The 13,262-nt window shown below is 46.9% G+C and carries 6 protein-coding genes; all 6 read right to left on the bottom strand.

Features of this window, described 5'->3' with window-relative positions; translation table 11 throughout:
- Positions 1-8 precede the first annotated feature (8 nt).
- Positions 9-1,733 (bottom strand): cache domain-containing sensor histidine kinase, encoded by a 1,725-nt coding sequence (locus A8709_RS10590; RefSeq protein ID WP_065852313.1) that lies wholly within the window; start codon positions 1,731-1,733, stop codon positions 9-11.
- 84 nt (positions 1,734-1,817) lie between these two features.
- Positions 1,818-2,657 carry a carbohydrate ABC transporter permease gene (locus A8709_RS10585; RefSeq protein WP_065852312.1) on the bottom strand — a complete coding sequence of 280 codons (840 nt, stop codon included), beginning with the start codon at positions 2,655-2,657 and terminating at the stop codon, positions 1,818-1,820.
- A complete protein-coding gene (locus A8709_RS10580; RefSeq protein ID WP_065852311.1) occupies positions 2,654-3,613 on the bottom strand; it encodes a carbohydrate ABC transporter permease in 960 nt (319 codons plus the stop codon). Before A8709_RS10580 ends, A8709_RS10585 begins: the two co-directional genes overlap by 4 nt.
- Positions 3,614-4,140: 527 nt before the next feature.
- A complete protein-coding gene (locus tag A8709_RS10575; RefSeq protein ID WP_065852310.1) occupies positions 4,141-5,841 on the bottom strand; it encodes an S-layer homology domain-containing protein in 1,701 nt (566 codons plus the stop codon).
- Between the two features lie 70 nt (positions 5,842-5,911).
- The gene (locus A8709_RS10570; protein WP_065852309.1) at positions 5,912-10,831 is read right to left on the bottom strand and encodes a carboxypeptidase regulatory-like domain-containing protein; all 4,920 of its coding nucleotides are present in this window, start codon (positions 10,829-10,831) and stop codon (positions 5,912-5,914) included.
- Positions 10,832-11,000: 169 nt separating this feature from the next.
- A complete protein-coding gene (locus A8709_RS10565) occupies positions 11,001-13,256 on the bottom strand; it encodes a right-handed parallel beta-helix repeat-containing protein (RefSeq protein ID WP_065852308.1) in 2,256 nt (751 codons plus the stop codon).
- Positions 13,257-13,262 lie beyond the last annotated feature (6 nt).

Here is a 13,262-nt window from a genome sequence, read left to right as displayed (position 1 = left end):
TTACTCCCTTACGATGTCTTTTCATCCTGTGCGGGGTCAGAAAGTGGGAATCGAATATCCACTTGAACTCCGCCTTGTTCACGATTGCTTAATTGCAGGCTGTACTGTTGTCCGAATAACGCATCCAGCCTTTCCCTTACATTTCGGAGACCATAACCTCCACGCTTCCTAGGCTTGTTCTCCCAATTCTCACTAAGTCCTTTGCCATTATCCGTGATGGTGACATGTAAATCGTTCTCTTCCCGCCGGATATCTACCTGAATTTCAGCTTGAATAGCGCCATGGAAACCATGCATAAAGGCATTTTCGACGAAAGGCTGCAAAAATATTTTGGGCATTAAACACGTCTTCGCACTCTCATCGACTGTAACTGTATAGGACAGCTTATCTTCCCAGCGCACCTGCTGAAATTTCAAATAGTGCTCGATATGGGCAACTTCCTCTTGCACAGCTACCAGACTATTCGTATTCGAAAGCGCTAGCCGGAACATACTTGCCACCTGCGCGAGCATGGTGCTGATTTTCGTCTGATCCGCTTCGATCGCCGTCCAGTTTATTTGGTCTAATGTATTGTATAAAAAATGTGGATTAATCATCATTTGTAATGATTTGAGCTCGGCTGCCCGCTGCTGAATATGCTGTTGTCGCAGTGATTCATAGAGATCTTCGATCCGCTGCGTCAGCTTGCGGTACCCATGAAATAGCTTACCAAATTCATTCTTATAATCCGTTGGTAATAGTTGCTTTTCGCCGGGAGAGAATTGCCCCATGGCTCTGATCAATTGGTTCATCGGCAGCATGAAACGCCTGGATAGAAACAACGTTAGCAGCAAGACAAGCACGATGGTGGATGCTCCGAGTATGAGGAACAGCTGCGCCATGCTTTTACTTCCGCTCGTCATCTCACTCCACGAGCTTGCCTCGAAGAGCGTCCACTGGGAATCAGGTGATTTGGCCCAGACGAAGAAATCATCCCCGGAGCGCAGCGAGCCGCTGGGTTTATCCAGCTCTCCTTTGAGTGTCAGTGCCGCCTGCTGCAGCTTCGTCTCATTGCCGGCATGTGTAATTAGCCTGCCTGCTGCGTCCAACAACGCCATATTCGTCGTATCATCCTCAGAGGATATCAAATGCCGAATACTCGTTACTTTAATATTGAAAACCATGAGGCTGTAGTATTGGTTGCTATTATTGATCACTTTGCGCGCGAAGCTAATGACCGATTCCTCACGTCCATTGGACATGACCTTATGTTCACCGAGCCAAGCGCTGTCTGTTTCTAAAATACTGGGATACCACGCTTCCTCATTTAACTTCGTCATCGGAAGAAACGTAACAGGTCCTTGCGTGTCTGAAGTGAAAGGATAATCCGAATAGACATGAATCGACTGCAGGATCGGCGTTCCGAACACCACATAATTCAGTTGACTCTTGATCTCCGTTTCGACACGCAAACGCTCGTAAGCGTCATCATCACGAAGTCGGCCATAGAGAAGATCCACATTTTTGGCAGAGGTGCCTGAGGTTTGTTCAATGCCGATCAAGCTCGTGCTCATTTTCTTGCTTAATTCATTCAGCAGACGCTGCTGATAGAAAGATGTATTCTTTGCGATTTGATCCGACGTACCTGAGTAGCTGACGGAAACGACAATCCCGATCAGAAGCGCAATGATAATCGCCGAGCTAAAAAAATAAACCGCTATAATGCGATAGGTTTTAAATGGATTTTGCAGCATAGGCCTGCCCCCGTCTGATTCATTCTCCGCTGTTATGCAAAGAAAGCCGCGGCAAATGCAGCAGCTTCCCTCTTCAAATTAAGCTTATCCTTTTAGTGCACCTGACGCAATACCCTCTACGAAATGCTTCTGAGCAATGAAGAAGATCACAACAGCAGGGACAACCGATAATAAGGACATGGCTAACATTTGCCCCCATGGCACCGTTCCTGCGGAGTCGATGAACAGCTTTAACGCTAAGTTAACCGTGTATTTATCAACGGAATTGATATAGAGTAATTGACCAAAGAAATCATCCCAGTTCCAGAGGAAGCAATAGATCGCAACAGTAACAAGCGCAGGCTTGGTCAACGGAATAATGATGCGCCAGTAAATACCGAACCAGGAAGCACCGTCTATTTTGGCCGACTCATCGAGTTCTCTTGGAATGGAACGTATGAATTGTACGAGCAAATAGATGAAGAAAGGTCCACCTACACCGCCAGCTAATAAATGCGGGACATAGAAAGGCAAGTACGTGTTAATCCAGTTGAATTTGCTGAACAAGACATACTGCGGCACGATCGTAACTTGTGTTGGCAGCATTAAGGTCACGAGTAAGATACCGAACCATAGCTTGCGCAGCGGGAAATCTAGGCGGGCAAAAGCAAATGCCACCAAGGAGCAAGATACGATACTTGTAAACAATACCCCCGCTATCAATTGCAAATTATTCATATAAAACACGCTGAAGTGATAGTTCGGGACTGAAACCCAGCCTTCTGTATAGTTTGACCAATGGAAAGTGGATGGAAATAAGTTCGGTGAACGCATTTCATCATTCGTTTTGAGCGAAGCACCAAGCCACCAGAAAACCGGATACATCATAATGATACTTGAAACAAGTAATACGAGATGGGTTAGGCCTTTGCGTTGGGCGGTCATTTCCCCTTCCCTCCTTGCGTTTCATAATAAACCCAGTACTTCGAAGTAGCGAATATGATCGCCGTTACTACCGCGATGATCACGAGAAGGATCCACGCCAGTGCGGATGCATACCCCATTTGAAACTTGGAAAAAGCACGCTCATAGAGATACATGACATAGACATAGGTTGAATTCACCGGTCCGCCGTTCGTAATGATGAACGCTTGCGTAAACATCTGGAAAGAGTTAATCGTTGATTGAACAAAATTGAACAAAATGATCGGTGAAAGCATCGGTAATGTGATTGTGACGAATTGTCGCAACTTGCTTGCACCGTCGACCGAGGAGGCTTCGTACAAATCTGTTGGAATTTGTTTGAGTCCCGCAAGGAAGATGATCATCGCCGAACCGAATTGCCAAGCCACGAGCAGGATGATCGTCCCAAGCGCGGTATCTGGATCCGCAATCCACGATTTGCCATGGATGCCAACAAGTGATAGCGCTTGGTTAATGAAGCCATCTTTGCTGAAAATGTTTTTCCAGAGGATTGATACCGCAATACTTGTCCCGATCAAGGATGGGAAGTAGATCATGGTGCGGTAGAATGAAATCCCTCGGATTTTCTTGTTGAGCAGCATCGCCACGAGCAAAGCGGTGATGAGCTTCAGCGGTACAGAGAAAACGACGAACAGCAGGGTTACTTTGATCGATTCACGAAAGGTGTCATCTTCCATGACGATGTGTTTGTAGTTCTGGGTTCCAAGCCAATGCGGCGCATCCAGCAAGGAATAATCCGTAAAGGAGTAATACAAGGACATGAGGATCGGCCCCAGCGTTAAGAGGAAAAAACCAAGCAGCCAAGGGGATAAAAAGAGGTATCCGGCCAATGGCGATTCCCAACGGCTCAGAAATCGGATTTTCCTTTTCTTCGTTTTTGCAAGCAAACCACCCGTTTGTAGCACGTTACTTTCCATAATAGGTTCCACTCCTGTTCAAAGCGTTACGTGATTCGCTTGTTATCTGATACATTTATTATAAGATGCCTCGATTGTTTGTTACATTGCGCATCGAATGAAGTTCTTTCACTATTTCACAATAAAAATATCCGTTTGATTTGAACTAAATGGTACCATTCTCCGTAGAAAGAAACGTGTTTCAGTGGTCTCCCCACGGCCGTCTAGTGAGACTATTTACCGATTCAGACGCAATAAGTACGCGTGGATTGCTTATTCTTCTTCCTTTAGCCGTTATTTAGGTTATAAGACCACCACAGGTGTTTATTGGCTGGCAACAGGCACTGACAGCAACTTTGCGTGAGAAATAAGCCCGCTTCGCGTGCTTATTGTTTTTTGACCAGCGTTGCTGAGGACAACTTAGCTCTCTCAATGGTCTTATTATTACGCCGTGTTTACGAGCATACCATCAACAAAAAAATCTCTCTTTTGCCAATGGTTGCATGACCCAACCATTGAACATTAGGAGAGATTTCTTTGTAAGACAGTTATTGTATCGCTTGATATAGTCGATATAAGACAGATGCCGCTTGTGCGCGTGTGGAATTCCCCTTAGGTTCAAAATAACCCTCAGTCATTCCGTTCATGATACCCGCTTGCTGCAAAGATGAGACAGCATCTCTGGCATAAGCCGAGGTCAGCCCCAAATCAAGGAAATCAGCAGGTGGGCTGATTGTGCCGCTGGCGGCCACCGAGGATAATCCTCGTTGCTTCACGAAACGATCAATGAGCACAGCCATGTCCTCACGGCTGATCAGATCATTCACACCGAAGCTTCCGTCATCCTTGCCTTGCACAAGGCCAGCCTTCTGCGCTGAAGCGATCGCTTTGTAGTACCATGCGCCCGGAGCTACGTCCGTGAAGACAGTTGCGGCGGATATATCGCTCAGGTCGAACAGCTTCGTCAACATTTGCACGAATTCAGCGCGTGTAACTTGTCCATCCGGCACATAATTTCCCTCGCTCCTGCCTTGAATGACTTCGCGAGCGGCAAGCCCAAGCACAGCATCGCTAGCCCAGCCATACCCATTCATATCCTGAAAGGAAACGGGTACATGTTTCGCTGTATATTGGCTGAAATGGCTCGGCTTAAACGCCACCTTGCCTGTAGTTGCATTATAGTAACCGTTCTTTACGACCTCCAAATTGCCGCTAGTCGTCAAATAGTAAATAACAACTTGGTTGGGATTCTCACCTGGTGATAGGACATAAGGCAATTCAACCATTACTTCTTTATCGCTAAAGTTCGTTATTTTTTGCCCATCCAGCGTTATTGTAAAATCATAGACAACCCCAGTGCCCACTACTTGGCTGATACCTGATGGCAGGGCAGCAGGATCCACCTTCGCGATGCGCAATTGAAGATTAGCTGGATCCGTGACTTGGATGCTCCTTAACATCTTGGTATCGATGGTGACGTTTGCCAGTTCTGTCTCCAGCTTAATCGTGTCAATGTTGCCCGTTTGAGCTCCCGCTTGCCGCCAATCGGCAACTGGGAGATTAACCAGCACCTCTTTGGCATCGGATACCTTATTGACTTGAATCCGTACAGATCGATCCTTCGAGGACTCAGCCGCTGCAAGTAAGTCCTTCGGTGTGACACGGATCGAGACAACCCCTTTATCGGATGGGCTCGCTTCAACGGTGACCACGCCTGGTGTGAGGGGCTTGTCCGTACCGGGATTGGTGACCGGCGGCACCGTGTTGTTGTTCGAAATCGTGGTTGTTACAGGGTTACCCATTGATACAACCGTTGGTTGCCCTTGGTGATTCAAACCCGTCACCGTATTCAGACTTACGGATGCTTCGCCCGTGCCAATCGCTTTAAACGAAATTGCAAACAAATTCGCGTCCCCGTTCAATCCTGGCTTCTGCCCAGTGAACGTAAACACAAGCATGATCTTGCCGTCCTTTGATGTTGGTTCCATGATAAAAGCTTGACCCGTCAAAGGGCTTGAGTATCCATCGTATTGCAGCTTTGCCGCATCATAAGCAAGTTCAATTTCAGCACCGTAAAGATCGGATAGCGATTTCCCCGCTACCGTAACCGATAGGGTCTCCCCCATTTTGGCACTGCTCGATGAAGCAGCTAACTGGATGGAATCTAGGGCTTGTGCCTCAACTGAAATAGGCAGAATTGCCGCTATAAGTAAGATAGCTAGAAAGAACATGTGAAAAATGCGCCTCATGTGAAATCCTCCGTTTATGCATCAACGGATGGCAGGAAACCTGGCGGTTTCCCCCATCCGTAGGCAAGTATTAATTCAAGATGCGTTGTGCCATGGCAACAAGGTCGTAGATATCCAGTTTCCCATCCTTGTTTAAGTCATAGTTGCGAAGAGATGGCCAATTCACATCGCTGCTGGCAGCATGATAATTTCTTGCTATCACAGCTAGATCGCCAATACTAACAGACTGATTAGCCGCCGCAAGGAAGACCGTTAACGCTAGCGAAAGTGCGCTTTTGGCATCATCCACTTGAGATTGTGTGGCAGAAGTTTGACCATACACCGTATTCGCTGCTAGAATCGCTGCATGAATGGCTTCAATCGCACTGCTTGGGTAAGCGCCGAAGTTCGGCCCGTTGGGCTGTATTTCCTTTGCATTGGCGACAGCAGATGCTGCCTCGCCAAGAACAGCGGACAATGATGTCTTATCTACCTGAACGGGCTGAACCACAGCAAGCCAAAGATCTGTGCCAGTGCTCAACGTCTGTTCGTTACCGTACTGGTCACCTATGACAACACCCGTCATGTACACATTGGTGCTCACCGATGGGTTCAAAGCTCGGAAGGAGAGCGACAGCAGATTCACAGTACCCATTACTGGGCTAGTAGAACCCGTGCTGGCTTCAATAATTTTAACTTTACCTGGTGCTGTCGAAGAGCCAATTACGGTAAATCCATTCAGTAAAGGGCTCACATTCACGTATTCGAGCACGGTAGGATCATAGTTGACTGTCACCGATTTCGCATACACACTGTCGATGACATTCGTTAGTCCATACGTCAGCTCAAGGCTCTCTCCCGTTTCCACGGAAGCTGGCCCCGTCAACTGATAGGAAGTCGTATTCGTAGGAGATGCGGCTACGATGGCAAACCCGACAGGATTACTCGTCACGCCATTCACTGTAGCTGTGATAGTCCCTGTTCCGACACTCATTGGTGTCAATATACTGCCACTTAGGACTGCACTAGCTCCGCCAGATGCAAGGGACCATGTTATAGGCATGGCGCTAAGATCAAACTGTGCATTATATTGATCTTTACCACGTACAGTCAGATTGCTTACATCATATCCAGTGCTCCCCGCTGTTAATGCCGAAATTGTACCAGATACAGTTACGGTAGTAAGTTGAGGCGGTTGTGATGCCAGTGTCAAAAGAATGTCACCTACTGCAGTCGTTGTACCTGCAACTGCACTGAACCCAGTCACATTCGCATCATTGTATCCTGTTTTGCTTGCTGTAATTGTATATCCAGCTCCAGGTACAATGTCAGAGAAATTATAAGCGCCCAATGCGTTCGTTGTGCTTGTGTAGACTTGCCCATTACCTGTGACACTGACGGCCACTCCAGAAACTGGGTTGCCTAGTGTATCTTTCACTACACCTTGGAAACGACCATTCGGATTCGGCGCCCGTGTCGCAGTCACTGAGTAATCTTGATTATTCGTGCCATCCACGGAATTCACGTTAATCACGAATGTATTCACACCCTCGGCTAGTGCAACATTGCGGGCTAGACCATTCGATATTTCAACATCGTTCAGCATTAATGTAGCGCCGGGAGCACTGGTGACTGGCGTGATGTTAAGCTGATCAACGGAATAAGGCACACTAACTGTGTAGCTAGTCGTATCCGTTGTGAAAGCTGGCGAGAGCGTTCCGCTGCTTACGGTTAAGTTTTTTAACGTTGCATCAATTTCAGTCGGCGTTCTATTGACGGTTACCGTATACGTACCTGTCGTTGTACCGTCTTCTGCCGTAACGACAACAGGAATCGCATTGTCTCCGTCTGAAAGCGGAATGCTTTGAGATGCTTGCCCACTGGCAACAGGACTGCCATTTACCGATATGCTTTTGGCGAAAATACTGTCTGCCGTTGGCGTCAACGTAAGCTGATTCACATAATTCGGCACATTCAAATAGTAATGTGTTTTATCAACTTGCGTTAACGCTCCTTGACTAACGGTAAGACTTGTTAGGTCCGTATCATTCACTGGATAGGCAATTCCGCTGCTGATTCTAAAATTGTTGAGATACACCGAGCCTGTGACATTATAGGCTGCGGTAAAATCTACACCCGTCAAGTAATCTGTCGTTGAATCCGTAAATCTGAAAGCAGCTTGATCTAATTTCTTCACGTTATTAATGTACAAGTCAAACTTTTTCGTGATGGTATTCAAAATAATTTTGAAATTATACCATGTGCCCACAGTATAGGCTTGAATGACGTGCGCGACACCGCTAGATCCGCCATCCTTATAAAGAATTCCTGTACTGTCCATTCCCACCGTTACAGCGATATTAGACGTACTATTGCCATTCACCGCAGGTACTGTGAAATAATCAGACGTATTGCTTTTACTAATCGCATATTCAATTGAAACAATGCCTTTCAGGTTGTTAAGCGGCTTTGACAATACGGTCTTCTGACTACTGCCGGATCCTTTCGTAGGCTGGGAAATCCATACACTTTTATCCGATGCACTCGGGTTCGCCGCTACCCCTATGCTAGCTCCAGCAACGTTTGTAGTTGCCGTCCATCCAGTTGGTGCACTGCCTACGTTATAGGAATCAAAATTGTCATTCACCACATAGATCGGCTTCCCTGGTGACAGGTATACGGTTCCTATCGAGGTTGTCGTGCCAGCTGTAACCGCGATCGGTACATTTGTTAGTGTAGTTACCGTCCAAGGCTGATAGCCTTGTTTAGCAACCGTCACGGAATAGCCCGATTTGGCAGCCAAATTGGAAACGGTAAAATTACCTGATGCATCCGTCACTGCCGTCGCTACTACAGTATTCGTGTTATCGCTAATACTAACGTTCGCTCCTGCTACAACAGGTGGGCTGCTAGGCGTAGACGTATCTTTCACAGTCCCGGAGATCGCTCCTGTCGGATTCGTTGAAATCATCGTCACATGGACCCCAGAAGTCGTATCACCAGCGACCACACTGACATTATTTACGGTCCCATCATAATAAAAAGTTTTGCTCGCTGTGACGGTATAATTCGTTCCGACAGGCACATTCAGTATGCTGTAGAATCCAGTCGTATTGGATACAGCCGAATACTTCGTCCCGCCTACCGTCACACTCACGTCTGCACCGGAAATCAAGGCGCCACCAGCATCCTTAACGACGCCAGTGATGGCTTCCGTCCCGCTGTTCAATGCGCCATAATATTCAAATGCGCCGATATCGGGCTTGCCGTTATATAAAGCCTGACCTGCAAAATCTTTGCCGCCATTATCTGTAAAAGTCATCGTTGAATTGCTCAAATTCATCCCAACACCATCTAAGCCATTACCGATGGCAGAGGATCCCGACAGCAAACGGAAGACATCCATATCCAGAATTGGACCCGTTGTCGCATTTCCTTTGGTTGTCGGAGCTGGTCCTGCAAACTTAGGATCACCCAGTACAGCGTGCGCATCCCCGTTAGGAGCAGCTACATTTTGACCGTAATACACATTGTTATCATAGGTAGTTCCGGTGCCTGAAGCGATCGTAACCGTTTTCAAAGCACCGCCAGCCGCATTATAAAAAATATTATTGTACAACTTCACGAAATAATCGGAGTCATTTAAATAGGCGCTTCCGCCCGATGAATTCACGAAAGTGACATCCGTCCCGGCTCGGGTATTATAAAAAATATTGTTATACACCAGCTGCGTTCCCTTATCACCGTGTGGATTCAGAAAGCGTTTTGCCGGCGCTGCGTCTTTGAGAATATTATATCGAACAGTTGCTGTTCCGAATGTGAAGCCACATAAGAGAATGCCATCCCCTGTATCATGAATGTAATTATATTGAATGAGAATATTCGTCGATTCCTTATCCGGATCGATGGCATTCGAATCCGCTCCGCCCGCTTTGGCCGTCGTATCGTAGATCTCGTTGTATTGCACCGTTACATTATCGGCATAGTACATTTCAATCGCACTGGTACCCGCACCAGCAGATACATTATGCTCGACTAGCGCATTTTGCACACTGGTCAAATAGATCGTATCACAGGCAAAATCAGAGTTATATTGGCTGAAATAATTGTTACGAATCGTAATATTCGTATGAGGCACCCATTGCGGATCATACCACTGGCCAAGCGAATCTGACGGTGACGAATGACCTTTTCCATCATCCCGGGAAGCCCAGTTCACACCATTTTCATATTGCTTAAAAATAATGCCGCCAAAGGAGTTATCCTGAAAAACGCTATTCTCAATGATAACATCATCGAATTTCGTCGGTACTGGGTTAGCCCCAGGCTGCAACGTTTCGAAAAGAATACCACCTGTACGCTTAGAAGCATCCCATCCAGTACCGTGGGCAAACCCACTTCCTGGCACATCCGATGCGGAACTTCCGCCAATCCACCAATCCCATCCGGTTATATCATGGATGAACAGGTTTTTTAAATAAAAATGCTTGAGCACCCCTGCATCTCTTCCCGCAACATGGATCCCCCTTAAATCTGCTAATTTCGATGGATCAGCAGGTGCGCCTGCCGCCGTATTCGTGATTTCAAGATTATTAATTTCCCAATATTGCTGATTTTCAAAATTAACCACGGAATCTATAGCAGCAGCTCCGCTAAATTTCGGCTTCGGGGTTGCCCCTCCATAAATATCAATCACAATGGGATTTCCACTTTCTCCGGAACCTTTCGGATACAGTTGTTGTCCCTTCCATTCACTTCCCGCTTTAAAAAGGATGCGGTCACCGGGCTGAAACGTCGTTTGATTGACAATCGTCAACGACTTCCAAGCTGCACCGGAGCTTTTACCATCATTACTATCACTGCCTCCTTGTGAATCCACATAATAGGTTGTCCCCGTTCCTTGCGCAGCCTGTACGTGAGAAACCGGCAAAATAGCGCTTACACTGCTGAGTACAAGAACAACGGCAAGCAACAAGGATGACCATTTCAACCTTATTTTCGAAACCAACATGTTTGACCTCCTCTGAATATCAGTATGCCCTATTATAGGATCGCTTTTCTTGATAAAACTAGTAGGCAAATGAACGTTTTTCTTTCACTATTCCTATCTTTTAACCTCATTTCCCCTTTGCGGTGAAAAAATCCCAAATCGCTGTTTCCAGCAATTCGGGATTTCAGGATTACGGCGTATACACCTTCACATTATCGACATTCGTTGTACCCGCTTGCGTGTTATCCGCATAGAATTCGATCTTGGAAACGTTAGAGACCGCAGCTCGCATCGTTGCTTGAGATAGCATTAACGTCCCATTGACGTAAAAATCGAATTTATCTGTGCTCGTATTCAATACAACCTTCAAGTCATACCACGTATTCGCTGAAAAAGCTTGAATCGTCGTCCATGTACCGTTCACATTTGCTTTGATATTCCCCGTATCTAGAGCAATAGATTCAGCAACAACACCAGTGCTGTCGTAGATGTACGGCAGGCACCACCACGTGGTCGTTTCGCTTCGTTTCACTCTTGCTTCAATCGTCACGGTGCCACTTGTCGCTGCAAATGATTTGTACATGGTCGTTTTGCCTGATGCTGTCGGTTTGCTCAGCTGTACGCTCTTATCTGTAGTACTTGGCACAGCTTGCACCGTAATGGCATTCGGGCTTGTGCCATTGCTGATCGTCCACCCCGTTGGTGCGCTGCCTGTTGTCATGGCATCAAACGTATCATTCACAAGGTACGTGGGTCCACTGCTTCCGCCAGTTACCGCCGTCTCATCGGCACCAATATCCGCTGAATCGGTGTACAAGGTATCTCCCCAGAAATCCAAGCCGCCATTCGAAGCAATGGTAACTCCTTGGTTAATAAGCGGGGAGCTCGTTTGCAGTTGGTACCCGCTCAAGCTGCTTAGTGCTGGTCCGCTCGCTTCAGTTCCTGTACCGCCAGTACCCGGATTCACCAATTTCGGATCACCTGTTTTCGGGTTAGCATCTCCGGCTGGTACAGTCAGACTCGTTCCGTAATAACTATTCGTATTATACGAAATACCGCCGCCTGTCGTCAGTACGGCAGAACTTTGCGTAGAATCTAGAATGTTATTACGAATCGCATAAGCGGCATTAATATACGTACCATACCCATATATCAAATACGTACTATTCGTGTTGTAAATAGTATTGTTATAGATTTGCGAGCTCGCTGCGGAATCGGAGTGCAGATACATTTGATACCTGGAATTGCCCGTGATGATATTGTAACGGATAATCGAGTCACCGAAACTGAACTGGCACAAGAGAATGCCATCCCCATTTCCATGAATATAGTTGTACTGGACAACTTGTTTGGTCGTGCCTTTATCCGTATCAATGCCGTTATAATCGGCACCGCCGGCTTTTTTAACAACACCGAAGGTCTCATTCTTCTGAATCACGACATCATCCGCATAATACGTTTCGATGCCTGACGTGCCTGCCGCTGCAATCACATTGCTATCGATGACAGCGCCTTTCGTATCCGTCAAATAAATCCCATTACAACCAAACGTTGTACCCGATTGCGTAATATAGTTATTCTTAATTGTCACGTTGGTAAAAGGATACCAATTCGTGTCCGTTGATGAGTTGCGCACGCCCCAACCGACCGAAACGGCAGCATTCCCGTTTGTATCCAATCCATCCCCCGTGTATTGCTTGAAGACAATCCCCGCGAACGAAGTATTCTTAATCGAGCTATTGGATATAATCACATCGTTAAATTTACTCTTTACCGTTGCTGCCGCTGGTGCAAGTACATTCGACGTCATGTCAAACACGATGCCGCCAGTCCGCTTCGAGCGATCCCATCCCGTCTGGAACGTAATGCCCGTTGCATTATCTGCAACATCCCCGCCGATCCAATTCACTTCTCCCGTGACATCGTGAACGCTCAATCCATCCAAACGGAAATAATTCAGCGTTCCAATGTCCGCCCCTGTAATATGAACCCCTCTAAGATCCCCGACTGAACCCGTTGCTTGGTTGCTCACATCTAGATTGTGAATTTCCCAGTACTGCTGATTGTACAAAAGAACCGTATCCTTGACGGCGCCTTGGCCTTGGAACTTTGGCTTCGCACCTGTGCCATACTGATCAATCACGATCGGGCTGCCTGAGGTCCCTGAACCTTTCGGATACAATTGACCGACCCATGTGTCACCCGCTTCAAACAAAATATGATCACCGGGCTGAAACGTAGTGGCATTTACTTTGGTCAGCGTTTTCCACGCTGTCGACGTGCTTGTGCCATTGTTCGAGTCACTGCCGTTGACGGAATCCACATAATACGTAGTATTCGCAGCAAACACGGCTGCCGGTGCCATCACCGTAGCCATGGACATTAGCATCATGGCTGACACTAGGAATGCGCCAAAGCTCTTCTTTTTCCCCAATAGGTTACGCATGACAAT

Origin of the sequence: Paenibacillus pectinilyticus, from assembly GCF_001700435.1 — a bacterium.
Taxonomy (GTDB): Bacteria; Bacillota; Bacilli; order Paenibacillales; family NBRC-103111; genus Paenibacillus_E; species Paenibacillus_E pectinilyticus.
This window is presented reverse-complemented; position numbering and strand designations above follow the sequence as displayed.

Coding starts and splice junctions, on each gene's coding strand:
- A8709_RS10590 (WP_065852313.1), bottom strand. CDS start 1,733: ATGCTGCAAAATCCATTTAAAACCTATCGCATTATAGCGGTTTATTTT.
- A8709_RS10585 (WP_065852312.1), bottom strand. CDS start 2,657: ATGACCGCCCAACGCAAAGGCCTAACCCATCTCGTATTACTTGTTTCA.
- A8709_RS10580 (WP_065852311.1), bottom strand. CDS start 3,613: ATGGAAAGTAACGTGCTACAAACGGGTGGTTTGCTTGCAAAAACGAAG.
- A8709_RS10575 (WP_065852310.1), bottom strand. CDS start 5,841: ATGAGGCGCATTTTTCACATGTTCTTTCTAGCTATCTTACTTATAGCG.
- A8709_RS10570 (WP_065852309.1), bottom strand. CDS start 10,831: ATGTTGGTTTCGAAAATAAGGTTGAAATGGTCATCCTTGTTGCTTGCC.
- A8709_RS10565 (WP_065852308.1), bottom strand. CDS start 13,256: ATGCGTAACCTATTGGGGAAAAAGAAGAGCTTTGGCGCATTCCTAGTG.